The sequence below is a fragment of the Sphingopyxis sp. genome, assembly GCF_035998965.1.
Taxonomy (GTDB): domain Bacteria; phylum Pseudomonadota; class Alphaproteobacteria; order Sphingomonadales; family Sphingomonadaceae; genus Sphingopyxis.
This window is the reverse complement of the sequence record NZ_DASYHE010000098.1, coordinates 44,076-68,108: the sequence shown is the minus strand read 5'-3', so window position 1 is coordinate 68,108 and position 24,033 is coordinate 44,076. Positions and strand designations below refer to the sequence as shown.

Annotated in this window: 28 protein-coding genes; 13 read left to right on the top strand and 15 right to left on the bottom strand. The window is 64.8% G+C overall.

Annotated elements, in window-relative coordinates; all coding sequences use genetic code 11:
* From VGN68_RS18510 to VGN68_RS18495, 4 genes are read left to right on the top strand one after another with little or no spacing between them, the layout of a single operon-like run.
* Entirely contained in the window at positions 1-1,905 is a 1,905-nt protein-coding gene (locus VGN68_RS18510; protein WP_327478829.1) for a hypothetical protein, read from the top strand.
* A complete protein-coding gene (locus tag VGN68_RS18505; RefSeq protein ID WP_327479002.1) occupies positions 1,898-3,043 on the top strand; it encodes a hypothetical protein in 1,146 nt (381 codons plus the stop codon). Before VGN68_RS18510 ends, VGN68_RS18505 begins: the two co-directional genes overlap by 8 nt.
* Entirely contained in the window at positions 3,040-4,977 is a 1,938-nt protein-coding gene (locus tag VGN68_RS18500; RefSeq protein WP_327478827.1) for an HAD hydrolase family protein, read from the top strand. The genes VGN68_RS18505 and VGN68_RS18500 overlap by 4 nt, the downstream gene beginning before the upstream one ends.
* 17 nt (positions 4,978-4,994) lie before the next feature.
* Positions 4,995-5,927: a PfkB family carbohydrate kinase gene (locus tag VGN68_RS18495; protein ID WP_287406953.1), complete on the top strand. Its 933-nt coding sequence runs from the start codon at positions 4,995-4,997 to the stop codon at positions 5,925-5,927.
* Positions 5,928-5,930: 3 nt separating this feature from the next.
* On the opposite strand, the gene VGN68_RS18490 is transcribed toward VGN68_RS18495, so the two are convergent.
* Positions 5,931-6,422 (bottom strand): NADAR family protein, encoded by a 492-nt coding sequence (locus VGN68_RS18490; protein WP_287406955.1) that lies wholly within the window; start codon positions 6,420-6,422, stop codon positions 5,931-5,933.
* A 46-nt stretch (positions 6,423-6,468) separates the two neighbouring features.
* On the opposite strand from VGN68_RS18490, the gene VGN68_RS18485 reads away from it, so the two are divergent.
* The gene (locus VGN68_RS18485) at positions 6,469-6,813 is read left to right on the top strand and encodes a hypothetical protein (protein WP_287406956.1); all 345 of its coding nucleotides are present in this window, start codon (positions 6,469-6,471) and stop codon (positions 6,811-6,813) included.
* Positions 6,814-6,874: 61 nt separating this feature from the next.
* Positions 6,875-7,855 (top strand): DUF4238 domain-containing protein, encoded by a 981-nt coding sequence (locus VGN68_RS18480; RefSeq protein ID WP_287406958.1) that lies wholly within the window; start codon positions 6,875-6,877, stop codon positions 7,853-7,855.
* Between the two features lie 41 nt (positions 7,856-7,896).
* Here VGN68_RS18480 and VGN68_RS18475 read toward each other — a convergent pair whose 3' ends face one another.
* Positions 7,897-8,772 carry a bacteriophage abortive infection AbiH family protein gene (locus VGN68_RS18475; protein ID WP_287406959.1) on the bottom strand — a complete coding sequence of 292 codons (876 nt, stop codon included), beginning with the start codon at positions 8,770-8,772 and terminating at the stop codon, positions 7,897-7,899.
* A 220-nt stretch (positions 8,773-8,992) separates the two neighbouring features.
* Between VGN68_RS18475 and VGN68_RS18470 the strand changes: the two genes are divergently transcribed.
* Entirely contained in the window at positions 8,993-9,286 is a 294-nt protein-coding gene (locus VGN68_RS18470; protein ID WP_327478821.1) for a UvrB/UvrC motif-containing protein, read from the top strand.
* A gap of 16 nt (positions 9,287-9,302) precedes the next feature.
* On the top strand, positions 9,303-9,521 hold the full coding sequence (locus tag VGN68_RS18465) for a DUF3253 domain-containing protein (protein WP_287406962.1): 219 nt from the start codon (positions 9,303-9,305) through the stop codon (positions 9,519-9,521).
* Positions 9,522-9,687: 166 nt separating this feature from the next.
* On the opposite strand, the gene VGN68_RS18460 is transcribed toward VGN68_RS18465, so the two are convergent.
* From VGN68_RS18460 to VGN68_RS18440, 5 genes are all read right to left on the bottom strand, one after another.
* Entirely contained in the window at positions 9,688-10,617 is a 930-nt protein-coding gene (locus VGN68_RS18460) for a HEPN domain-containing protein (RefSeq protein WP_287406963.1), read from the bottom strand.
* 85 nt (positions 10,618-10,702) lie between these two features.
* The gene (locus VGN68_RS18455) at positions 10,703-11,026 is read right to left on the bottom strand and encodes a DUF736 domain-containing protein (protein WP_287406965.1); all 324 of its coding nucleotides are present in this window, start codon (positions 11,024-11,026) and stop codon (positions 10,703-10,705) included.
* A 307-nt stretch (positions 11,027-11,333) separates the two neighbouring features.
* Entirely contained in the window at positions 11,334-12,137 is an 804-nt protein-coding gene (locus VGN68_RS18450) for a hypothetical protein (protein WP_287406966.1), read from the bottom strand.
* Positions 12,138-12,269: 132 nt separating this feature from the next.
* Positions 12,270-12,527, bottom strand: a complete 258-nt coding sequence (locus VGN68_RS18445; protein ID WP_287406967.1) for a DUF5818 domain-containing protein — start codon at positions 12,525-12,527, stop codon at positions 12,270-12,272.
* 107 nt (positions 12,528-12,634) lie between these two features.
* Positions 12,635-14,206, bottom strand: a complete 1,572-nt coding sequence (locus tag VGN68_RS18440; protein WP_287406968.1) for a sensor histidine kinase — start codon at positions 14,204-14,206, stop codon at positions 12,635-12,637.
* A gap of 169 nt (positions 14,207-14,375) precedes the next feature.
* Here VGN68_RS18440 and VGN68_RS18435 point away from each other — a divergent pair, with 169 nt between their 5' ends.
* The gene (locus VGN68_RS18435; protein ID WP_287406969.1) at positions 14,376-14,768 is read left to right on the top strand and encodes a response regulator; all 393 of its coding nucleotides are present in this window, start codon (positions 14,376-14,378) and stop codon (positions 14,766-14,768) included.
* A 65-nt stretch (positions 14,769-14,833) separates the two neighbouring features.
* Here VGN68_RS18435 and VGN68_RS18430 read toward each other — a convergent pair whose 3' ends face one another.
* From VGN68_RS18430 to VGN68_RS18410, 5 genes are all read right to left on the bottom strand, one after another.
* Positions 14,834-15,091 carry a hypothetical protein gene (locus VGN68_RS18430; protein WP_287406970.1) on the bottom strand — a complete coding sequence of 86 codons (258 nt, stop codon included), beginning with the start codon at positions 15,089-15,091 and terminating at the stop codon, positions 14,834-14,836.
* Positions 15,092-15,451: 360 nt separating this feature from the next.
* Complete coding sequence (locus tag VGN68_RS18425; RefSeq protein WP_327478814.1) at positions 15,452-16,414, bottom strand: NAD(P)/FAD-dependent oxidoreductase; 963 nt, start codon at positions 16,412-16,414, stop codon at positions 15,452-15,454.
* 26 nt (positions 16,415-16,440) lie between these two features.
* Positions 16,441-17,136 carry an MgtC/SapB family protein gene (locus VGN68_RS18420; RefSeq protein ID WP_287406973.1) on the bottom strand — a complete coding sequence of 232 codons (696 nt, stop codon included), beginning with the start codon at positions 17,134-17,136 and terminating at the stop codon, positions 16,441-16,443.
* Positions 17,129-18,010 (bottom strand): NAD(P)H-hydrate dehydratase, encoded by an 882-nt coding sequence (locus tag VGN68_RS18415; RefSeq protein WP_287406975.1) that lies wholly within the window; start codon positions 18,008-18,010, stop codon positions 17,129-17,131. The genes VGN68_RS18420 and VGN68_RS18415 overlap by 8 nt, the downstream gene beginning before the upstream one ends.
* Complete coding sequence (locus tag VGN68_RS18410; protein WP_287406977.1) at positions 18,003-18,764, bottom strand: histidine phosphatase family protein; 762 nt, start codon at positions 18,762-18,764, stop codon at positions 18,003-18,005. The genes VGN68_RS18415 and VGN68_RS18410 overlap by 8 nt, the downstream gene beginning before the upstream one ends.
* Positions 18,765-19,067: 303 nt before the next feature.
* Here VGN68_RS18410 and VGN68_RS18405 point away from each other — a divergent pair, with 303 nt between their 5' ends.
* From VGN68_RS18405 to VGN68_RS18390, 4 genes are all read left to right on the top strand, one after another.
* Positions 19,068-19,814 carry an HAD-IIB family hydrolase gene (locus VGN68_RS18405; protein WP_287406979.1) on the top strand — a complete coding sequence of 249 codons (747 nt, stop codon included), beginning with the start codon at positions 19,068-19,070 and terminating at the stop codon, positions 19,812-19,814.
* 231 nt (positions 19,815-20,045) lie between these two features.
* Positions 20,046-20,189, top strand: a complete 144-nt coding sequence (locus VGN68_RS18400) for a hypothetical protein (RefSeq protein ID WP_327478811.1) — start codon at positions 20,046-20,048, stop codon at positions 20,187-20,189.
* Positions 20,190-20,303: 114 nt separating this feature from the next.
* Positions 20,304-20,879 (top strand): DUF4142 domain-containing protein, encoded by a 576-nt coding sequence (locus VGN68_RS18395; protein WP_287406982.1) that lies wholly within the window; start codon positions 20,304-20,306, stop codon positions 20,877-20,879.
* A 139-nt stretch (positions 20,880-21,018) separates the two neighbouring features.
* Positions 21,019-21,597, top strand: a complete 579-nt coding sequence (locus VGN68_RS18390) for an urea carboxylase-associated family protein (RefSeq protein WP_287406984.1) — start codon at positions 21,019-21,021, stop codon at positions 21,595-21,597.
* Positions 21,598-21,657: 60 nt separating this feature from the next.
* Here the strand turns inward: VGN68_RS18390 and VGN68_RS18385 are convergent, their stop codons facing one another.
* The 3 genes from VGN68_RS18385 to VGN68_RS18375 are packed head-to-tail and all read right to left on the bottom strand — an operon-like array spanning position 21,658 to position 24,025.
* Entirely contained in the window at positions 21,658-21,993 is a 336-nt protein-coding gene (locus VGN68_RS18385) for a hypothetical protein (RefSeq protein ID WP_287406985.1), read from the bottom strand.
* A 39-nt stretch (positions 21,994-22,032) separates the two neighbouring features.
* Positions 22,033-22,815, bottom strand: coding sequence for an SDR family NAD(P)-dependent oxidoreductase (locus VGN68_RS18380; protein WP_287406986.1), 783 nt, complete (start codon positions 22,813-22,815; stop codon positions 22,033-22,035).
* The gene (locus VGN68_RS18375) at positions 22,808-24,025 is read right to left on the bottom strand and encodes a zinc-dependent alcohol dehydrogenase (protein ID WP_287406987.1); all 1,218 of its coding nucleotides are present in this window, start codon (positions 24,023-24,025) and stop codon (positions 22,808-22,810) included. The genes VGN68_RS18380 and VGN68_RS18375 overlap by 8 nt, the downstream gene beginning before the upstream one ends.
* Positions 24,026-24,033: the final 8 nt, after the last annotated feature.

The following is a 24,033-nucleotide window of genomic DNA, read 5'->3' as shown; positions in this document are numbered from 1 at the left end:
ATGGCTAATCCCTTCCTCAGGCGCGCCACCGAATTTATTCGCGACGATGCGACCTTTCTCGAGATCGTCAGCCCCGCGCCGCTGACGACATTTCTGGCGCAGCACCGCCGCAAGGAAGATTTGTTCGATCTTCCCGTCCGGATCCTTGGGGCCCCGGGCAGCGGCAAGACGATGCTCGCAATGCTCGCCGAGTTCCGCCTCGTCGAAGCGATCCTGCGCGATCAATCGAGCGACACGAACCGCGATCTCGCGCAGGCGCTCGAAGGCGCCGGCTTCCTCGAGGACGGCAAACCGAAGGTCGCCGCCGTCCGCGTGCCGATGGAGTCCGAGTATCGCGATTTCTGGGAGCTGCCTTATGACGACAGCGTCCGGACCAAGTTGGCGCTGTGGTTGGTCCAAGCGCGTACGATGCTCGCGCTGCTGCGCGGCCTGACCAACGGCGACCACCGCAAGCTCGATTCGATCCGCTTCATCGCGCGCGACGCGTCCGAGGCGCAGATCGAGCAGATCGGCGGGCTGACCGCGGCGGGCATCCGCGACCGCGCGCTCGAAGTGCAGCGCGCCATCTATTCGATCGGCGCGAGCCTCCTGCCACCCAAGATCGACGACCTGCCGCGTGAAGCGCTCGATCCCTACCAGCCCTTTGAATGCATCCAGGAAATCGAGATCGACTGGATGGGGTCGCCGCTCGTGGTCAAGCCGGTGGCGATGCTCGACGACGTGCACGCCCTGCACCCCGACCAGTTCGAGCAGATGTTCACCGCGCTCGCGCGCCGCGAGATCAAGTTCGGGCGTTGGCTGATGATGCGCCTCGATGCGCTCAGCCCGGGCGCGGTCTTTCGATCGGCCAAAAGTCTCGCGACGCACAATCTGCAACCCGATCGCGATTTCGTAGACGTGTTCATGCAGGGCGGCGAGAGCCGCATCAGGGAGCGGCGCCGGTTCCGCGAGATGGCGGCCGATATGGCGGATCGTTACCTGCCGCGCGTCCAGGCCTTCCGAAACCGGAACGCGACGAATTTCAAGCGTCTCGTTCCGGACGAGCCGCCGCGTCTGTCGCAGTCGCGGATGCACGAGCTCGAGGCGCAGATTGAGCGCGACCAGCGGCGGTACGAAGTCACGGCGTCGCGGCGCGCCTCGATCGAAAATCTTGTCGCCGGCTATCTTGCTGGCGCCCAGTCGGGCGACCGTGAACCCGAAGTCGGCCTCGCGATGGTCCGCATCCTGATGGCGCGTTACGCGAACCGGATCAGCGACCGACAAGTGTCGCTGTTCGAGGAATATGACCCCGAGCCGAAAACGCCGTTGAAGGCCGACGCGCCGGTCGCCGAGGGCGCCCGGCTTCACCTGCACGAGATGACGGGGCGCGCTTTTCACTACGGGTTCGACACGCTCTGCGATGCGAGCAACGAGAATGCCGAGCTGTTCCTCCAATTGGCCGGCGCGCTGGTCGCGCGCATGGAGACGCAGGCGATACGCGGCCGGTCGCTCGCCTTGCCGGCGCCGGCCCAGCAGGATGTGCTGCGGACCAAGGCCGTCGAGATCATGGACGACTGGGCCTTTCCCTATGCACGGCGCGTACGCAACATGGTCGACGCGATCGGGGCGGAATGCCGCGATGTCTCGCTGACGCCCAATGCCCGCCTCGGCGCTGGCGCCAATGCGATCGGCATTCTCGAAACCGATATCGCCGAACTGCTCGTCTCGAACGACGAACTTGCGCTGGTCCTCAAATATGCCGTCGCGCACGGCGCGATCGAAATGACGCGCGATTATGGTCAGGGAAGCAAGAGCTGGTGTCTGATCGAGCTCAGCGGGGTCGCCTGTCTCGCGCACGGCCTCACCCTCAGGCGCGGCGGGTTTCTCGAACGCGATCTCGATTATCTTCGGAAAGTGAGTGGCTGAGATGGCGCGTCCGCACTGGCAAAACTGCATTGCCCATTTCGACGAAGCCGTGGCCGGTTTCATTGAAGAATATTTCGGCGACACCGACCGGCGCTGCCTGATCGTGGCCGCGGCGGGTTTCGATCCGCGCTCTCGGCACGTCGCGACGCTGCTGGCCGGGTCGATGGGCGAGCGCCTGACGGGACTGTTCGTTCGCGAAGAGCGCGGAACGCCCGACGCGAGCCTCGTCGATGCGGCAGACGAGAATGCCGATGCGCTCAGCGATGTGGTCCCGCTCAGCGAGATCGTGGCCGTCAATATATTCGGCAACGACAATGCGCCGATCGCCGGCTCGCAAATCGCAGCGATCATCGGCGGCTATGGCATTGCGCCCGACGTCACCGATATCGTCCTCGACATGACCGCGCTGTCGATCGGGGTCGGCTTCCCTGCCGCGCGCCTGCTCCTCGCGCATTGCGAGGAGAAAGGCATCGCCTTCCATATCATGATCGCGTCGAATCCCGAGCTCGACGACGAGATCGCAAGCGAGCCCGGCGATCGCCCGATGGCGGTGCGAGGCTTTGTCGGACCCGATCATTCGGGAAGCACGCAAGACGTCGCGCGCATCTGGGTTCCGCTCCTCGCCAAGGGTCGCTCGGCCGCGCTCGACGACATCGGCCGCTCGGTGGGCGAGACCTACAAGATTTGCCCGGTAGTGCCGTTCCCGTCGCGCGACCCGCGCCGGGCGGATTCGCTGATCGCCGAATATGAGACCCAGCTCGTCGACGAGTGGCAGGTCGATCCGCGCGATCTGGTCTATGTGTCCGAACGCAATCCCCTCGACTGCTACAGGATATTGAGCACCTTGAAGACGCGATATGATCAGACCATGGCCGATGTGTTCACGCCGTCGATCGTTCTGTCGCCGGTGGGAAGCCGCGTCATGGCGGCCGGTGCCTGGATGGCCGCGGTCGAACATGACTTTCCCGTCCAGTATATCGAGACTGTCCGCTATGATTTCGATCCGGCGAAAGCCGGCGTCGTGGCAGGCCCCGACCTGATCGTCCATCTGCTGCTATCGGGACCGGCCTATCGCGAGCTGGAGCCGGCAGCCCTCGCCGAAAGCGTTGAGCCGCCCGCCACCAGCGTGCCCGAATGACGCGATTTTCGGAGAAGCTCGACGGCCTGCTTCAGACAGTCGACCGGGTTTTGGGTGCAGATTTCACCGACATCGCGGCGGCCATCCGCACCGGTGAAGGCCGACCGACGATAGCGATCGGATCGGGCGGATCGGCAATCACCGCCCAATATTTCGCGCGATGCCGCGAGACGCTGTTCGGCGGGCCGACCGAGGTCGTGACCGCGGCCGAGTTCGTGCTCGGCAATCGCGACCTCGCCTCGAGCGACGTGTGGCTGTTCAGCGCCGGGGCTGACAATCCCGACAGCGTCGCCTGCGTGCTTGCCGCCCGCGCGCGGAGCGCGGGGCGGATTTTCATCGTCACCCGCAATCCCGCCGGCGCCGCGGCGTCGGGCGCGGCCGGCCTCGCGGCGAGAGTCCTCACTGTCCCCGTGACGGAGATGAAGGACGGCTTCCTCGCCACCCATTCGCTGCTGGCCTCGGTCCTCGCCTTGCTGCTCGCAAGCGACAAAGCGTGCGCAGATCCGGTCGGCGAGCCGCTCACGCTCGGCGTCCGCCCCCTCTTGGCCGCCATTCTCTCAGCGACCGCCCGCGCGTCGTGGGCCGAAAAACTCGCTTCGCTCCGCCGCGACGATCTCTTGCTCCTGATCTGCGATCCGCAACTGAAGACCGTCGGCGAGCTGATCGAGACCTCGGCATGGGAAGCTTCGCTGTGCGCAGTGCAGCGGACCGATATGCGCAATTTCGCGCATGGGCGGCACAGCTGGCTCCATCATCGCGCCGCGCAGACGATCGTCCTCGGTCTCGTCGGCCATGACACTCAGGAGATGTGGCAGGCGATCGCCTCGCGTCTTCCGCCAGCCGCGAGGCAGATAGGCTTTGCCCTCGGCGATACCGGGCGGCTGGCGAATGCGATCGGGATCGTCGAGGCCCTGACGATCGTCGAGGCGATGGGCGGCGCGGTCGACATTGATCCGGGCAGGCCCGGAATCGACGACTTCGGCCGCGCGCTTTATCACGATAATCGCCTGCTCGCGCTGTCGCGCCGGCTCGCTTCGTCGACACGGCAGAAGCGCGCCGCGCTTCTCGCCCGCGACGATGGCTCGGCCGCCGGTTCGATTTGCACTGCGGCCGCCGAATGGCGAACCAGGCTCCTGGACTCTCCGGTCGGCGCGATCATCCTCGACTATGACGGGACGATCATATCCGACGAGGAGCGTTACGGCGCACCGCGCGCCCAAATCTGTGACGAGTTGATTCGGCTGGCGGGACTGGGCGTCCGGCTCGGCATCGCAACAGGGCGTGGCGGATCGGGCGGAAAGGCGCTTCGCGGTGCGCTTCCCGCGGAGCTCCATGATGCTATAATCATTGGCTATTACAATGGCGCCTATGTGCAGACCCTGTCGGTGGACATCGAAGCCAATCCGGCACCAAAAGACGATGCGCTTGCGGAAACCTTTGCTTGGCTCCAGGCTCATCCCGAATTATTCTCCAACGGCGTAGGGGGACGATTCAGCAATGTGCAGATATCGATCAAGCTCGATGACCTGGCCGACTGCACAGCCTTGCCCGCCGCCCTTCAGGCCTGCCCGGCGATCGCGCGCGGCGCTGTGAAATATGCGCTGTCCGGCCACAGCGTCGATTTCGTCACGGCTGCAACCTCGAAACGGAGCGTCTTCGATCGTCTCAGGCGCGACGTGGCAGCTGATGCGGCGATTCTCTGCATCGGCGACAGCGGCGCGCGCGGCGGCAACGATAATGAGCTTCTTTCGCATCCGCACGGCATCAGCGTGGGAACGGTGTGCGGGCGCAGCGATGGCTGCTGGTCGCTCTTTGGCAAGGAGCTGACGGGCCCCGAAGCGTTGCTGAAGATTTTGCAGGCGATGAAACCCGATGTTCAGGGAAGAGTCGTTATCGAAGAGGCCATGCTCGGACTCGACAAGTCCGCCCAGTGAGTACAAATAGAGAACAAATGAACAGGCACCGCTCCATCGAAGTCGTCGGCACCGGGTTTACCGTGCTCGATCGGCTGTACGCCGATGGGGATTTCGCGGCCGAAGCGCTGGGCGGATCGTGCGGAAATGTCCTGCTCTCGCTGGCTATGCTGCATCGGCAAGTCGCCCCCGTCCTTTCGCTCGGATGCGACGACATCGGCGAACGCCTCGTTGACGAATTTCGCTCGGCCGGAGCGCATACGACCTACATCTCTTGCCACGAGGGGCGCCGCTCGCCGGTGTTGCGGCAAGAACTCGACACCTATTCGGGCCAGCACAGTTTCAGCTTCACATGCCGTGACACGCTTGAAGAATATCCCCGGTATGAGCCGATCAGCCTCGCCGAAGTCGAATCGGCGTCGCCCGCGCTTGATCAATGCGCGGTCTTTTATGCCGATCGCCTGTCATCGACGATTCTAGATGCTATGGAGCGCGCGCATCTCGGCGGCGCGGTCGTCTATTTCGAGCCGTCGGATTATGATCCCGATCTCTTCGACGATGCGCTCGCGATGACCACGGTGCTCAAATATTCCTCGGACCGGCTCGGTCCCGAGATCGATGACAAGGTCGCCTCGAGCGCGGCGATCGCGATCGTCACCTATGGCGCCGACGGGCTCGAGGTCCGTCATGGTCACCAGAAGATCTGGAGCGCTGCCGTGCCCGCGGCCGAGGTGATGGATACCTGCGGCTCGGGCGATATGGTCAGCGTCGGCCTGATCGACTGGCTTTTGAACAGCCAGCAGTCATGGCGCGTACAAAGCCTCGGGATTCACGATCTCATGGGCGGCGTCGTCGCGGGACAGCGCCTGGCCGCCGAGAATTGTGCCTTCGCGGGTGCGCGCGGACTGTTCCAGCATCGCGACGCGGCCTATGTCCGGGCGATCCTCGCACCCAGCCTGTACGAGTTGTAGGATTTAGGCAGCGGCAGCGACCCGGCGTTCGACCGGGGCTTTGCCCTGCAGCTCTTCGCGGATCTCCATCAGCAGCACCCCGAGCATATTCTTTCCGACGCCGTTGACTTCGCCCCACAGGCGATTGACCTCATTGTCGACCGTCGCGCTCTCGACGAGCCTCGCATCGCCGGTAGACAGCAACAGTTCCCTGAGATCGTCATGCTGCTCGAACTTGGCGCGCAATATGTCGCGCATCCGGTCGAACTTCGTCGTCGACCATCCCGGTGCGACATCCCAATAATAAAGTCCGTGCGCAGCCATCGCGAGAAGCGACGGCGACGGCGCCGCCATCAACCAGTCGCGCACCGCCTTTTTCCGCGGCTTGCCGGCCTGATAGGCATGCTCGCTCGTCGCGAACGTCTCGCCCTCGAAAACAACTTCGCGCCGATAGAGATTGCTGAATGCGCCATAGGGTTTTTCGCTGGCTCGATAGAACCGGATTTCGTTGGCCATTTTATCTCTCTTGCAAATTTGCTCGAAACATTACATGCAAAATTGCATGAAGGCAACTGCCAATCAGCTTGAGTCGCTCCGCAAGAGGATCGCGACGGCGCGCGCCGCCGACGCCTCGACCGACGCTGCGATTGGCGATATCTCCGGGGTTCATCCCAGTCAGGTCGGGCGGATCTGCCGCGGCGAGTTCAAGACCGTCAGCCATAACGTCGTGCAAGTTTGCAAGGCGCTGGGGCTGAAGATGGAGAGCGCCGCGCTCCGCGAAACCGGCGACGATCTGGGCTGGCTCAAGCTGGAATCGAGCCTGCGAAAGCTCTGGGACGAGACCCCCGAGGGCGCCGACAGAATCGCCCGCGTGCTTGAAACCATTGGCGCACTGCGGACCAGCTGAAAAGTCGAGCTCGCCGGGAATTTCCGGTGAACCGCGCCCGAAGTAACGCTATCAACCGGGCATGACATCTGATGCCAACGGCGGTGCACGAAATCATCATTTCGTGCCGCAACATTATCTCAAGAACTTCGCGCGGCCGCGCTCCAAGGAGGGCAAGCTTACCGTCTTTGATCTCAAGGAGCGCAAGAGCTTTACGACACGGCCGCGCAATGTCGCTGCCCGCCGCGACTATAATCGGATCGAGATCGAAGGGCAGGACCCGAATAGCGTCGAGACCCAACTGGCGGTGATCGAAGCGGACGCCGACCAAGCCTTTCGGCGGATCATTGCGTCCCGCTCGATCGCCAACGCCGACGACTTTTCATTCGTCCTCGTGCTGATCGCCCGCATCGCGCTGTCCAATCCGCTCTTCCGGGAACAGCGTGACAAGATGATTGGCCAGATCGGTACGATGATGATGCGCAATGTGGTCGCTACGCCCCAACGCTGGGCGGCGGCGACCGAAAGCGTGGGCGATGATCTCCTCGGCGAACCGATCCCCTACTCGGAAATGAAGGCCGCAGTCGACCGCGGCGGGATTGTCGTCGGCGCAGCACAAGAGGCTCTGATCGAACAGGAAATTGCCTTGTGGCCCTCGATCCTGCCACTGCTCGAAGAACGCCAATGGACCCTGCTGATCGCGCCGCCGAGATCGACCGGCTTCGTGACATGCGACCGCCCCTTCTCGCTGCAGGGAAACGACCCGGCGATGAGCCGCGGAGCCTATGGTATCGGCCTCGGTACCCAAGATACGACGATCACCTTTCCGATAAGCCATGAGCTTGCGGTCATCGGCAGTTTCGAGCGTGGCGGGGGCACGAATTTCGTCACCGAACAGATCGTAGCGGCTGTAAACTTCACCATGTTTCGCTCGGCCATGCGCCAGATCTACGCGCCCGCCGATTTCTCGATCAACGATATCGGCCCCAGAATCAGCGCCTTTTCGCAAAGCGAGCTATGGCGCCGCGTTCGCGAAAGGCCTGCCGATCCCGAAGACGCGTAGCGCGTTCGATACGGTCGCGCGGCGTTACCGGGCGCCGGATTCTAATCGAAATCTGTCATTTCAACGTAGCGCACCAGATGAGGGGCGATTCCGTAGCCGCCGAAGCTCGCCTGACGACAGGCGAGATCGCCATAGATGCTGATGGTCCAGCGTGTGGCAGCGAGATCGACGCGGTCCATGATTGCGCCGTAATAGGGCTCATCGACTTCGGATAGGCCATGGCCCATCACGCGAATGTCCCGCACGTGCGCAAGGCCGTCGAAGAAGGCGGCGTACTTTGCGATCAGGTCGAAGGTCGGTTTGAAGGTCGCAGCGAAATAACCCTCGATATGATCGATGCCGTCGCGGATGCGCCAATCGTCGTCGGGCCCGGGCGCCTTGGAATTGAGGCGGTCTTCTGGGCTCCGCTCCCAGCCGTGACCGAGGATCAGGTTGTCGGCAGGATCGGTCGCACGGCCGTGTATATGGAGGATGCGCTCAGGCGACACGCCATAGATGCGCTCCAGGGTCGGCGTGTAGTTGAAACTCAAAAATAGGGCGTCCTGATCGATCACCAAGGGCCGGGAGACCTCATTCCGTGCCGGGATGCGCAGGCTCCGAATCCATTCGGAGAAGCGATCGCGAAGTCCTGTCGAGAGCCCAGTGGCGATCTGTTCGCATTCATATTGAAAATGGCCATGACGTTCGTCCGAATGGAATTGCATCGCGTAATCGATCGCCTGATGAGCATCGAACTCCGCTAGCCGCTGCTCGAAATCAGCCCAGAATTCCTCGTCCGCCGAGAAATAATCTTCGACCATTCGGAATACCGTGTGATCGGACTGCGCCAGATAGGCGGCGAACTGCCTATATTGCGACGCGATGCCATGATGAAGGTCGAAGCCATTGCCAATAATGTAGAGCCGATCGCTTACCATGATCGCGGTCCATCCCTTTCGACCGTTGTCGAATAGAGGCTCTTTAATGAACGCCCTCCTTCGGGAAACAAGCGGGTCTTCGGTATGGCTGCCACTTGGGCTTTGCCTACGCCCCGTTGCAGCATGCGCGAACGACAGGTTTTAGTCGTCCGCCACGCTGGCAACTAAGACTTAAATGAGGCGCAATGCGGCCAATTTCCCCCTCAGACGTAGTGATGTAATGGCGGATATTCTCGAAACGCTCCGAATAAAGATGCAAGCCGCTGTCGATGTGCTCGATTTCGAAGAAGCACGCCGCTGCCGAGACCAGATCAATCTGTTACGTGGCGGTGCGACTGCCGAGGATGCCGTTCAAGCCGACCTTTCGGGCATCGAGCGGCAACAGCCCGGCGCGATGGGACTCGGCACGAGCCAACAGCGCATGACGCCCCCTCCGGGGTGGAAGCCGCCACCAAAGCCGGACCCCATGACGAAAGGTCGATCATCGCGTGGTGCAGTCAAGCCCGAACGATAAGGTATGCGACGCCGTGATGACGTTGCTGGCGGCGCGCCTAGGCGAGGGTTCGGTATGTCCGAGTGAGGTCGCTCGCACGATCAATCCCGGCACTGAATGGCGCAGCGCCATGCCGACCGTCCATGCCGCGGTCGACGCGCTAGTCGCTGAGAGGCTGGTGCGGCTTAGCTGGAAGGGTGAACCACTCGCCCTCCGCGAAGGTCCCTATCGTATCAACAGGTTCATCAAAGACTAAGCGACTTAACCTGTGTTTATTGTCTTCAACGACCACCGGCCTATGATCACAGGCCTGATGCTCCTGTACGACCCCGGGGGCAATAGGGGCATCTTTCGGTGGGAGACCCCTCCACGCCGAAAGAAGAGAGGGCTCTGCCACGGCAGGGCCCTTTGCTTTTTGAGGCTCAGCCAGCGTCGCGCGCCGTCGCCTCCAAGAGCGAAATTCGCTCGCGGCACACCAGTTCGACGATCCCAGCCAGATCAGCGACGCGCTCATCCAGCCAAGCCAGTTCCTCGGTGGTGATGCTGTAGTGCTTCGAGTAGCGCGCCTTGATGTAAGCTTCTTTCAGCTTCTCAAATCGAGATCGGTCAGACCTAGTCTCGCGAGGCCATGCACCTATGAGCCGATCGTTGAGCCGCTCGGCCTGCGTGCGCAGGAACGCCAAGTTGTGAACGTGTGGCGTGTAGAAATTGCAGACTAGCAACGCGCAATGGTAGAAGCGCTCGGTAGCCTGATGTAGGTCAAATGCAGCCTTCTTAAGATCACCATCGTCGACGGCGTGACGAAACCCACGAACGAAGCTCTCTGCGCTCGGAAACCACTCGTCAAAATATTCACGCGCCATCTCGAGCGCCGCATGCGGCGTCTTCGGCTGCGGCTCGGCAAGCTCACTGTCCTCGGCCTCGTACAGCGCGATCCCGTCGCGAGCGACATCCATGAAGAAATAGCGACCTTGCGACAGCCCGGAATTCACCTCGTCGAGGCTGTGGACGATGAAATTCACCGGTGTTCGCAGCGTCTTCGTCACCGACAGTTCGCGAATGAGCCGGTCATCGAGCTTCGACCAATAATCGGCGCGATCGGTCAGCCGTTTGTCGTTGACAATGATCAGCAGGTCATAGTCCGACTGGTAGCCCTTCGCGGTGTGCGGCTCGTCGACCCAGCCGCCGCGGGCGTAGCTGCCGTAGAGAATGATTTTCGATATGCGTCCCTTCTTCTTCCAGCCCTGTGTCGCGAGCGCCAGCGCATCCTCGAATTCTTCGAAGATAATTTCGACGACGCGCTCAAGTTCGCGCTGTTTGTGCGGGGGAAGATGGTCGATACCGCTTTTCATCCTGGTCACCCTATCAAGGCTGCGGCTCCAGCGCACCAGCTATTGCAGCCAGTGCGAGGATAAGCCGCCAGTTTCGGGATCGCCGTCAGTCGGCGGGGTTCCAGAGCAGCGCATAAGCATCGGGATTGTCCTGCCCCGCCGCGCGGGCCAAGTTCGCATAAAGGCGCCGCTGCCCGAACTCGGGGGCTTCGAGCGCGAGCGACACATAGCGCCGCTCGGACACGGCCGCGAGGCGTATCCATCCCGCGCCGATCTCGACGCCATCCGAATAGACGCGGTAGTCGGGCTGCATTTCGCTTCCCTTGCCGCGGTTGACGCGAATTTCGACCGGCACCCGGATCGAGAGGGTGCGAAGCTCGCCGATGAAGCCCTTCTCTATAGTGCCGCTGACGAAGCCGATGGCTCCCATGATCCGTCTCCTGCCATTGCCCGCGGGCCCGTCCCGCGGCGCAGGAAGGCAGCCGGGGCGCCGCCAGGCGCCGGCGCACCCGCAGGGCCGCAACACAAGTGGAGGACGGGCGAAGCCCGTTGCGCCGGGGCCGCGCCCCGGCAGACGCCTCAAGCGCGGGGCGGGATCGCGGCTGGCTCCCGGGGATGCGGGCGGTGGCGGCTGCCGCCCCCGGCTAGAGAAATCAAGGCGAATCGCGCCTTCACGGCCTTGAGGAAAGCGTGTCGAACCGATCGCGACGCAGGTTGTCGAGGCCCCAGAGAAAGCTCTATGTTGTCGATCGCGACCAATGACGTGCGCCGCCGTCGCGCCAGCCCATAACGGCTCCGGTGATCACGAGAAGCGCGGCGACCCCCGCCCCCACCGCGACGACATGGGCCTCTTGTCCGCCAGCCGCGAAGATCGCCGCGAGCGCCCAGAGGAACACGAGTGCAAAGGGCGGATTGCCCTTACCGCGCGCCAGCGCCGCGGCCACGATCACACCGCCGACGACGAGGATCGACGCGGAGATCATCGGCGCGGCATCGTGCGACGCGTCGATGCCATAATAGCGCAAGGTGGCCGCGACATTCACGATCGACGCTGCGGTCAGCCATGACGCGAGCGCCGACAGCGGCAGGACGGCGCCCCAGCGTTCGGCCGCCGAGAAGGCCGCGGGCCAGGAGGCGATCCGCCGGTACGCACCGAGGATAGAGACGAGCGAGCCGAAGATGATGAGGATCGATACCGCGTCGATGTCACCGAGCTGCACCCAGGTCGCCCAGAGCGCATTGCCGAGAAAGGCGCCCGCCGCCGGCCAGCGCAGCTCGGCGAACAGCCTGCTATCGCGTCCGGCAGCGGTGAACTGGAGAAGCGCGAACGCCAGCGATCCCAGATAAAGCGCGCCCCAGATCGAAAAGGCCCAGCCCGCGGGCGTTATCAGCGTCTGCACCGCGTCCGAGCGTTCGCCGACCGGGGAGCCGATCCCCATCGCGGGCAAGAGGGCGGCCCCGATCTGCGCCAGTGCACATAGAAGGACGACGATAGGCGCCGGGTCGGCGGTGGGCGCGCTGGTTGAGATGCTGTGGGTCATGAAGCGTCAACCTGCGCCGCGGCCCTTCGTTCCGCGACTTGAACCCGTCAAAAGTGAGAGGGACCCGAACAGCTCGCGAACGACCGCCTGTGTCGTCCTCGAGCTAGGAGAAGCCGACCCTTGGCGGCGCGACTATGCTTCGATCGGCGAACCGCTGTCCGGAGAGCCACCACCCGGCGCAACGGCAATTTCCGGCGCGACGCCATCGACTTCGACAAGATCGTCGCCAACAAGGATGCCGGTGATGCGAACGCGCTTCTCGACGTGATCGACGGGCGTGCGGCGAAGATCAAGCCGCCAGCGCCCGCCAAGGTCGCGGCGAAGCGCAAAACCGCCTTCCACGCGCAGTAGCGTCCCCGACTCGTCGATGCGTGATCCGATCCCGGCCATTGCCGAGCCTTAGCCTAGCTTTGCGCTGCTCGCCAGCGGCGAGGAGGCCCGGGCCTCGACCTGCGAGGGTCGAGAGACCTGCGCGGTACGCGCGCGCAAAACCCGCTTCAGGCGGGAAGCTCGAGGGTGCAGCAGACGCCCTCGGGCCGGAACTCGATCGCGGCGCTTCCGCCCTGACCGCGAAGCGCCCGTTCGAGCATCCGTGTGCCGAAACCCGTGCGCGCGGGAGGAACAACCGGTGGGCCGCCGAATTCGCTCCATCGCAGGCGGAGCCGATCCCGGCCGCCCTCGTGCACTATGTCCCAGTCGACCGCGACCGTGCCCGTATCGCCCGACAGCGCCCCATATTTGACCGCATTGGTGCCGAGCTCGTGCAGCGCCATCGCCGCAAGCAGCGCGCGTGACGCCGGCACCTCGGCGTGGGGTCCGGCGAGGCTGATGCGCCCCGGCTTCATCTTGTCGAAGGCGTGGAGGGCGCGCTCGATCATTTCGCCGGCCGACACAGTGCCCCAGTGACGCTCGGTCAGGAGGTCGTGCGCGTCGGAGAGTGCGCGAACGCGCGCTTCGAACGACTGGCGCTCGGCGGAAGGCGTCTCGCGGAACGTCTGGGCCGCGATCGCCTGCACCATCGCGAGCGTGTTCTTCACCCGGTGGCGCATTTCGGCGAGGGTGAGCTGCAGTTCCTCTTCGGCCCGCACGCGCGCAGCAATCTCGACGCGCGCTGCCTCGTGGAGATGGGCATTGTCCATCGCGACCGCTGCCTGCGCCGCAACGGCCTCGACAAGCTCCTCGACCTCGGCGTTGAACATGGCGGGCTCGTCATGACCGAAGAAAAGACCCCCGAGCACCGCGCCCGAGCGCGACACGACGGGGACCGCGAGATAGCTCACGACGGGCAGATGCCCCTCAGGCATGCCGTGGTGCGGCTCGCTCAAGCCGTAACGCGGATCCTTGCGGATATCGTCGGACCGGATCGTCCCCGCCCCGCGGAACGTCGGGTCGAAGACGGCGGTGTTGCGCGGCATGCCGAAGCGTTCGAACGCCTCGCGGGGAGCGCCCGAGAGCGAGAACAGCAAATAGCTTTCGCCCTCGTCGCCAAGGACGTTGTAAAAGAAGGCGCCGAAGCGCGCGCCGCTGAGCTCGGTCGCAATATCGGTCACGGCCTGCACAATCCGGTCGAGGTCGAGATCCTGTGAGACGAGGAGGGCGGCGCGATTGAGCTGGGTCAGCCGCTCCGCCTGGCGGGCGAGCTGCGCCTCGACCGCCTTACGTTCGGTGATGTCGCGTGCGATCTTCGAGGCGCCGATGATCGTGCCGTCGGCGCGGCGCACCGGCGAAACGGTGATCGAGAGGTCGACGAGGCTGCCGTCCTTGCGCCGCCTGACCGTCTCGAAAGGCGGAACGCGCTGGCCCGCGCGGATGCGCTCGATGATCGCGGCTTCTTCGCTGTGACGTTCCTCGGGGATGAGGGTGAGGATCGAGCGGCCGACGATCTCGTCGGCATGATAGCCGAACAAGCGCTCGGCAGCGGGATTCCAGCTCGTGATCACGCCATCGAGCGTCTTGCTCACGATCGCATCGTCCGATCCTTCGACGAGCGCGGCGAGGTGGGCAGCGCTTTCGCGAACGGCAAAGCTGCCGTGCGCGGTTTCCTCTCCGATCAGCGTCTCATCCGGCATAGGTTGTGGCCCTCCCCCTCCGACCGTCCCCGGGTTCCCGAACCGGGAAATCGTCATGACAAAGAAACCCTTGAGCAGTTGATGCGTTCCGCCGAAACTGCCATGCGCCCAGCTGTAACGCCGAGCGACCGCTCAACCCGATCTCCGTTACAGGGCGAAAGAATTCAGCTTGCCGAACCCGTCCCCTGCCCCGCCCTGCACCGCGATCGTTGCCGAAGACGAATGGCTCGTCCGCATCGACATCGTCGAGGCCCTCGAAGAAGCCGGGTTTCAGGTCCGCGAGGTTGAAAGCGCAGAGGATGCGCTGCTCCTCATTGGCGAGGAGCGACCGCATATCCTCGTCACCGATATCAGGCTGGCCGGCGCTCTCGACGGATGGAGCCTCGCAGAAGCCTATCGCAGCCTTCATCCTCGCGGCGGCGTCGTCTACGCCTCGGCTAATGTGCCGCTCGCCGATCGCCAGGTCGACGGCAGCTTCTTTTTCTCGAAGCCCGTGCAAATGAGCGCGCTCGTCGATGCCTGCCTAGGTCTCTGCGCCGGCGAGGACAATCGAAAGGATTGACGCGCGCGCAGCGTCGGCCTTCCTTGACACTTCTGCGCGCAACCGCGTGACGGCCGCAGCGCGGGTCAGGCGGCGGCCGACCCCGGCGCAGCCGAGGCCGCAGCGGCGCCTTGCGAAGGCGGGATGCCGTGCAGCTTCCAGAGATTGGCTTCAGTCTTGCTCATGCGGACGACGAGCTCTTCGCCTTCCCATAGTTCGACCTCGGTGCTGCTGCGCTCGTTGAGCGCGAACTGGAAAGCCTGATAAGCGTCGGGGGCGCGAAATTCGACGCGGCGCGGCTCACGCGCACCCTCGTCATGAAAAAGGAGATGAAAAAGGCGCATGACATGCTCCATTCCTGTTCCGGAGCAAGCGCGACCCTGCTCTCAGCACCCATCGATCGGCAGGTCTCATGCAAAGGACGGACTGCAAAATTAGGCAGCAGCAACAGACGCCGACGAGGGTGGGACTCAGCCTGCTCTGCATAGCAAATTTCCGAGTGCCAAGGCGCGAAATCGTGATGATCGAGATCAAGCCTTCATCAGCGGGGCGGTGCCGGCACGGCCGCTCTATCGCGCCGCCAGGTCCAGCGTTCCGGACCCGGCTCGTCGGAGCCCGTAAAGGGGCGAGGACAACAGCAGCATGCGCGGGGTGCCTGGCAGCGTCCGTGCATCTCCCGAAGCGATCGCATGCTCCGGTGCACCTCAGTGCTGATCCGCCATCACATGACCCTCGACACCGCGCAGCCAGTTGTGAAGCCGGGTCGCAGCCGCGGCGCCATGGCCGGTTGCGGTACTAATCTGGTCGAGCCCCGCGAGAACGTCGCCGGCACCATAGACCCCGGGCATCAACGGTTCGGCAAAGGCATCGGCGGGCAGGCAGCGATCGGCGTCGCCCTCGAGACCGAGCCCCGCCAGCAATTCGCTGCGCGGCTGGGACCCGAGTGCCGGATAGAGGGTGTCGAAGCAAAGCGCATTCTCGGCACCGCCAAGCTTCACCTCGATACGGCCGCCCCGGTGCGCGAGGCGCAGCAACTGGCGCTCCTCGATCTTGACGTCGCTGGCCAGGAGTTCGGCACGCTGACCGGACGTGAGTTCGACCTGCCACTTGGGGATAAGGGTGACATCGTCGGTATATTGCCTGAGGAACATCGCTTCGGCAGCGCCATGAAGGTCCGACCCGAGAACGGCGATCTTGCGGCCGCGATGCTCATATCCGTCGCAGATGGGGCAGTAGCGCAGCGCGCCATTTCGCACGGCGGCGTCATGGTTGCCACTATCGAGCACCGCCTTGTTGGTGATGACGCCCGAGGCGAGAACGAGGCCGCGCGCCGACAGGCGGCGGCCGTCGTCCAGATCGGCCGCGAACGATGCGCTCTCGGCGCTAGCGGAAAGGCAGACGACGCGGGCCAGTTCGATTTCGGCGCCGTATCGCCCGGCCTGCTCGGTCAGCCGCGCGACAAGATCGGCCCCCGAAATCCCGTCCGGAAATCCGGGCACGTTCCAGGCCATCGGCGCCCCGAGCGCGCGCGAGCGGCCATCGTGGAGCACGAGCGTGCGGCGGCGATAGCGCGCCAGGTATAGCGCGGCGGTGAGCCCTGCGGGCCCGGCACCGATCACGAGCGCATCATAAAGGGACTCGCCCGAAGCGTTGCGGCGAGCGGGCATGTCCGCTCCCCTGCCGGCCGCCCCCTTCATCCCTGCTGCGGCCTGATGTCGAAGGCGGTGATGCGGTCGTCCTCGGTGAGCGTCGCCGCCAAGGCGTCGGCGCACGCCTCGCCATAGCCTGCGGCGATCGCGGTGAAACCGGGGGCGCCGTCGGCGCGGCGCTGCTCGACGGTGATCGTCTTCAATCCATGCTCGCCAAGCAGACCCACGACCTCGGCCGAGGCAATCTTCGTTCCAGCCCGATAGTCGAGCGTGACATGGGCAATGCGCCGCTGCGGCGCGTGACGCTCGGTCCAGGTGACCGCCGCGAGCACGAGGAAGGTCGCGACGCCGCCGAAGATGGCGAGTTCATAGAAGCCGACCCCGAACAAGATGCCGAGCGTCGCGGTCATCCAGAGCGATGCGGCGGTCGTGAGCCCGCGGACATTCAGCCCCTCGCGAAAGATCACGCCGCCGCACAGGAAACCGATACCGGTCAGCACGCCATGCGCCATGCGGACGGGATCGATGCGCACGACTTCGGTCGGCGTGTCGGTGAGCCATTCCATCTGGTGGACGGCCGACAACATGAGGAGGCAGCAGGACAGTGCGACGAGGATATGGGTGCGCAGGCCGGCCGGGCTCGCACGATATTCGCGCTCGCCGCCGATGATCGCGCCGGCGATTACCGCGCCGGCGATCGGCAACAAGAGGTCGGGGTCGAGAAGATCGAGCTCAGACACCGCGCATCAGCCCCGGTACAAGCGGCAGCAGCTCGCGCGCGAGATAGCCGAGCGGCCCCATGGTTTCGCCGAGCCGCCGCCCCGCCTCGCCGTGCAGCCAGATGCCCCAGGCGGAAGCCTGCAACGGCGAAAGACCCTGCGCGCCAAGCCCGGCGATGAGACCGGCCAGCACGTCGCCCGATCCGCTGACGGCAAGCCCGAGCCCGCCGCCCGCATAGGCCAGGCAGCTTCCTTCGGCGATCAGATGGCTTGTCGCGCCCTTGACCATCACCGCCGCGCCGAACCGGTCGGCCGCCTCGCCGAGCGATGCGAGCGGATCGTCAGCGACCTTTTCCTTGTCGACATCGAGCATTGCGGCGAGTTCGCCTTCGTGCGGGGTCAGGACGGTGTGCGCGGCGCGCGCGCGGATCGCATCGGCATGCGCGGCCGCCGCGCGGAGCGCGAAGGCGTCGAGAAGCAGGAACATGTCCTCGGGCAGCGCCGGCAGCAGAGTCTCGAGCAGCGTCCGGACGATGTCGGCGTCGATCATCGCAGGCCCGAAGACGATGGCGTCGTGCAGCGCCATCTCGGCGAGCAGCAGCTCGGCCGCCTCGGGCGCTATTTCGCCCGCCTCCGTTTCGGGCAGCGCGACGACGGCACAGGCCGGAAAGGCAATGCCGATCGGAATCGCCGCCGAGGCGATCGTCGCGATCGTCACCTTGCCCGCCCCGGCGCGGAACGCCGCCTCGGCAGTGAGCAGCATGCCGCCGGGCACACGGCGACAGCCGCCGATCACGAGCACGCGCCCGCGCCCATTCTTGTCGACATTGTCATGGTGATCGGGAAGTGGGTGCGCCTTGAGCCAGGCGGTGTCGAGCGGGGTCGCTTCAGCCACGCGCCGCCACCATCGCATCGGGTTCGCGGGTGACCGGAACCTCGCCTTCCATCGGGGCGGTGACATTGTAGCGCGACAGGACGAGATTGCCGTCACGCCCCGCGTCGGGGTCGTAGCGATATTCGGTGATCGCACAATTGGCGACGTCGCCCTCCTTGTCGATCGCCAATATCTCGGCCTCCCCCAGATTTTCGATGATCGTCCGCAGGCAAAGGACGACAACCTGATGCGCCACGATCATCACGCGCCGCCCGCCATAATGAAGCGAAACGGTGTCGAGGAGCGAACGGAGGCGCAGGATCACGTCGCACCAGCTCTCGCCGCCGGGCGGGCGGTGATAGAATTTGCCAAGCGCCAGACGGAATTGGGCCTGATCGGGATGGGCCGCCTCGATGCCAAGGCGCGTGAGACCGTCGAGGATGCCGAATTCCTTTTCGCGCAGCCGCTCGTCGATGCAGATTTTCTCGTCGGCCGCGCAGCCTCCGGCGCTCCGGAAGATCTCGGCGGTCTGCACCGCCCGCACATAGGGCGAGGCGAGCATGATCTCGGGACGGCCATTTTCTTCGCCCGCCGCGAACCAGGCGCCCAGCGCATGCGCCTGTTCCTGGCCCAGGGCCGAGAGCGGCACATCGACGTCGCGGTGGTCGAGCGCGATACGCAACTCGCCCGCGGCGTCGGCGGCATCGCGCGCGACATTGCCCGCGCTCTGGCCGTGGCGAACCACCCAGAGCACCGAAGGCCAGCGCGGGGTCATAATATTGTGTTCCTCGTCATCGAGACGCTAACGCCTCCGGCGCCGAACTCGTTGCCTTGAGGTTCGCCGGTCGTCCGGGGAGTTTCCTCCGCCGTCCTCTCCGCCCCGCAAGGCCGACAATATGACCCGCCATATTTGTTCACCGCCATGCCCGCCCCCAGCCAAGCGCACCACCCGCCAGACCCGCCGCGATGGGCCTGCGGGCGAAAGGCGCGACATGGCCGCAGGAACTTCGGCGCGCTTCGGGCGATTGTGAGGCTTTGCCGACAATGCACGCCGGCGACAGCGCCAGAGGAAATCTATATGAAGAAACTCGTCGCCTTCGATCTCGACGGAACCCTGGCGGAGAGCAAGCAGCCGCTTGCGCCCGAGATGGGAGAAGCGATCGCAAAGCTCCTGGCGGTCGCCGAGGTGGCGGTGATTTCGGGCGGTGACTGGCCGCAGTTCGACAAGCAGGTCGCGAGCCGGCTGCCGGATAATGCCGACCGGGGCCGGCTCTGGTTGATGCCGACGACCGGCACGAAGCTTTTCGTCCACCGCGCCGGGCGCTGGACGCCGCTTTATGCCGAACTGTTCGGCGAGGAAGAGAAGGCGCGCATCCTTACGGCCTTCGACGCTGCGCTCGAGGCAACCGGCTTCGTACCCGAGGAGGTCTGGGGTGAGCGCATCGAGGACCGCGGCAGCCAGATCACCTTCTCCGCGCTCGGTCAGCAGGCACCGATCGACGCCAAGGAAATCTGGGATCCCGACTTCGCGAAGCGCCGGATCATCCAGGCGGATCTCCAGACGCGGCTTCCCGGCCTCACGATCAATATGGGCGGCGCAACATCTATCGATATCACCCGCGAGGGCGTCGACAAGGGCTATGGTCTCAAAAAGCTGAGCGCCGAGAGCGGGATCGCGCTTGCCGACATGATCTTCATCGGCGATGCCATCTTCCCCGGCGGCAACGATTATCCGGCGAAGCTGCTGGGGCTCGACACGGTGCGCGTGCGCGACCCGCAGGAAACGATCGCGGTGATCGAAGGCATCGCCGCCTGCCTCGCCTGAGCGCCCCCCGCGGCGTCGGCGACTGTCCGGCCGCCCGCCGAGCTCGCTCCGGCCCGCGACGAGAGCGCCGACCGCGCGCGCCGCGCCGCCTTCAGCGGCGCGCGGACGCCGGGCGAGGCGCACCGCCAAAAGCGTATAACTTCGATCAACCCGCGACTTCCCGGCGCAACAAGCGGGGGAGCACAGGGTTTCCCTGATGGCCCGCATCGGGCCGCATGGAAAGGATGCGTCATGGCACAGAATGACAAGAAAGACGGCAAGCAGCAGGGCGGCTCGTCCGGCAAAGGCAGCCAGCTGCAGCAGGACGGCGGCAAGAGCCAGCCTGGAGCCGGGAAGCAGTCCGGCAGCAAGGATCAAGACAAACAGCGCGGCTGAGCCCTGTCCTGCTTTCCGGATGAAAGACCGGACCGCGCGCGCCGCGGCCCGGTCTTTCATGCGGAGACGCGCCGCCAGCGCGAGGGACGGACGAGCCTATTCAGGAGAGATGAGATGAAGACATGGATTGGAGCCGCGGCGATCGCCGCCATCGTCGCGGGATGCGGCGGGCCCGACACGCGCGACGAGCAGCAACCCGCCGCGTCCGCCGACGCCGTCGTCGCGGCACCGGAGCCCGCTCCGGCCGCCGCAACGCCTGCGGCAGCCGTCAGCACGGCCGAATATGTCGCCAAGGCGGGCGCCGGCGATCTCTGGGAGATTGAATCCTCCAAGGTCCTGCTCGTCAAATCGAAGGATGCGAAGGTCAGGGCCTTTGCCGAGATGATGATCGACCATCATGGCAAATCGACCGCCAAAGTGAAGGCGGCCGCCGCAAGCGCTGGAGTCGAAGCGCCGGCGCCGAAGCTCGCGCCCGACCAGCAGAAAATGTTGGCGGACATCCAGGCCGCCGACACTGCGGGTATCGACAAAATCTACCTCGATCACCAGAAGACCGCGCATGCCGCGGCGCTGGCGCTTCACCAGGGCTATGCGGCCTCGGGCGACGCGGTCGCGCTCAAGCAGGCAGCGGCCGAGATCGTGCCCGTTGTCGAGGCGCACCGCGCCGAACTCGGCAAGCTGGCGCCCTGACACAGGCGGGAGCCAGCGTATCGAGCCGCCGCGCGCACCGCGCCCGGCGGCTTCCGCCCCTTCCCCGCTCCCCGTCCCGGCACCAATGCGCGGCATCCTTGCCGCCTGTTCGCCGTTTCCTTTTTCACATGGAGCTTCAATGACAGACCGGATCGCGCCCCGCAGCGGCGTCGCCTTCACGCTTCCCAAGGACAAGATTCTATGCGTGACCGACCCCGAGGGCGGCCAGGTCAGCGACCTTCTGGCGTTTCGCGCGGCCGATCCCCGCGAAGCGATCTCGAACGGGCGGACCTTCGACTATGAAGAGACGATCCGGCTGACGACGGGCAATCGCCTGTGGTCGAACCGGTCGAACGCATTGCTCGAGATCGTCGAGGATAGCTGCGGCATCCATGATTACCTGCTGACGCCGTGCAGCGAAGCGACCTTTCGCCATTTCTACGCCGACAAGCCCGTCCATCGCGGCTGCTTCGGCAATCTTGCCGAAGCGCTCTTGCCCTATGGCATCGCCGCCGACGCCATTCCCGTCGCATTCAACCTGTTCATGAACGTGCCAGTTGGCAGCGAAGGCAAGATCCGCGTTCTTCCACCGACGACGAAGCCTGGCGACTTCATCCGTCTTCGGGCGCTCGACGACTTGGTCATCGGACTTACCGCCTGCTCGGCCTATGACAGCTGCGGCGGCAGCTTCAAGCCGATCGACTACCGGATCGAATGAACGAAAGGCGGCGGGGTTGTAGAACGCAACCGAGGCGCGGCGCCAGACCGTCGCGATGATCTACCGGCTTCCGCCAACCGGCGCGTCCGCCCCCTTCCCCGGCGGCGGCGTATCGGGCTCGGCGGCACGCCCGCCGCCGCCCTGCGGGTCGCTGTCATAATCCTCTGCATTCCCCTTTCCACCGGCGCCCGCACCGCTTCCGCTGACCGCACCGCTCCCTTTGCTGCGGCGATGGCCGCGATTGTCGGCTCCCGAGACATCGCCTGCCGCACGCTCGCCGGCGGGATAGCGATCGGGCGTCGTCGTCCCGACATTCTCGCGGCGTTCCACGGGCTCCTGCGGCAACGACCCGTCGCCTGCGGTTGCTCCGCCCTTTCCGTCATCGGCATCGGTCATGATCGTCTCCTCTTCAGATACGCTTCCAGATCGGCCAGATCAGTCTTGCTTTCCCGATCCGGGTTCGGCGAGCTTTCGGTGCATTTCGGCGGTGGTCGCTTCGCTGAGGACGCCCGAGGCGAGCACCTGCGCCTTGTTCTTGAGCCCGTGGACGACGGCATGATCTCCTGCGAGCAGCGCGTCCCATCCGGTCTTCGCAACATCGGCGGGGTCGTCTTTCTCCGACTGTCCGACCTTGGTATCGAGCATGCCGGCGCGTTCGAAGAATCGCGTCTCGGTCGCACCGGGTTTGAGGCAGGTGATAGTGACCCCGCTGTCCTTCAATTCGTTGCCGATGGCGGCGGCGAAGCTGTCGACGAAGGCCTTGGTGCCGTTATATACCGCCTGGAAGGAGCCGGCGAGATGACCGGCTATAGAGCCGGTGATGAGCACCTTGCCTTCGCCGCGAGCGACCATCGCCTTCAGCACCGGCTGCAGCAGCAGTAGCGTTCCAGTGACATTGGTGTCGATGACGTGACGCCACTGGTCCACCGGCTGATCGAGAAAACCTCGCCCGAGCCCGTGACCCGCGTTTGCGACGAGAATGTCGATCGGCCTGCCGCCCGCGGCGGCGAGAAGACGCTCGACCCCGGAAGGCGTCGCAAGATCGGCTTCGACCGCTTCCACCTCGACCCCTTTCGCAAGGAGGCCAGCCGCAGCATCGACGAGGGGCTCGTCCGCCGCGACGATCAGGTCGTAGCCGTCCTTCGCGGCGAGCATGGCAATCTCGCGGCCGATGCCGCTCGAGGCGCCGGTGATAACGGCAAGTTTGCGATCAGGCATGTTGCAGCTCCTGCCGCGCCGAGACGGCCCCTTTTTCGAGGCCCGGCTTGAGGACGATCTTGGTGTAGAGATTCTGCTCATCGTGCCAGTGCCGGTACATGTCGGCGGCGTCTTCGAGCGGCGCGTGATGCGAGATGAGCGAGACGGTGTCGAACTTGCCTTCGCGGATCATGTCGAGAAGCTCGCCCGCATAACGCTGGACATGCGTCTGTCCGCTCTTGACGGTAAGGCCCTTCTCCATGAGCTGGCCGAGCGGGAATTTGTCGGCAAAGCCGCCGTAAACCCCGGGGATCGAGAGGCGGCCGCCCTTGCGGCAGGCAAGGATCGCCTGGCGCAGGGCATGAATGCGTTCGGTGGACGAGAGCATCTTGACCTTCACCTGGTCGAGGATGTTGTCGGCCGTGAACCCGTGGCTCTCCATGCCCACGCAGTCGATGCAAGCGTCGGGTCCGATGCCGCCGGTCATCTCGGCAAGGGCCTCGCGGATGTCGACCTGCGTATAGTCGAGGATTTCAGCTCCATGTTTCCGCGCCAGCGCTAACCGCGTCGGAAAATGATCGATCGCGATCACGCGCCCGGCACCCAACAGCAGCGCCGACTGGATCGCGAACAGGCCGACCGGACCGCATCCCCAGACCGCGACGGTGTCGCCGGGCTCGATGTCGGCATTGACGGCCGCCTGCCAGCCGGTGGGCAGAATATCCGATAGAAACAGCACGTCGTCGTCGGCAAGGTCGTCGGGAATGATGACCGGCCCGACGTCCGAGTAAGGAATGCGGACATATTCCGCCTGCCCGCCGGCGTAGCCGCCTGTGAGATGCGCGTAGCCGAACGCCCCGCCCATCGCGTGCCCCATCATCAGCTCGGACGCATTGCGCGTTTCGGACGGGTTACTGTTGTCGCAGGCGCTAAATTGCTGCTTCTCGCAAAAGAAGCATTGGCCGCAACTGATCGTGAAGGGTATGACGACGCGTTGCCCGCGTTTCAGCGTCGAAGAGGCCCCCGTTTCGACCACTTCGCCCATGAATTCGTGCCCGACGATATCGCCCGCGCGCATGCCCGGAATATAGCCGTCGTAGAGATGAAGGTCCGAGCCGCAGATCGCGGTCGAGGTTACGCGTATGATTGCATCGCGCGGATTGACGATTTCGGGGTCCGGTACGGTCTCGACGCTGATCTTGTGGCGTCCCTGCCAGGTAACGGCGCGCATGGCCTTCT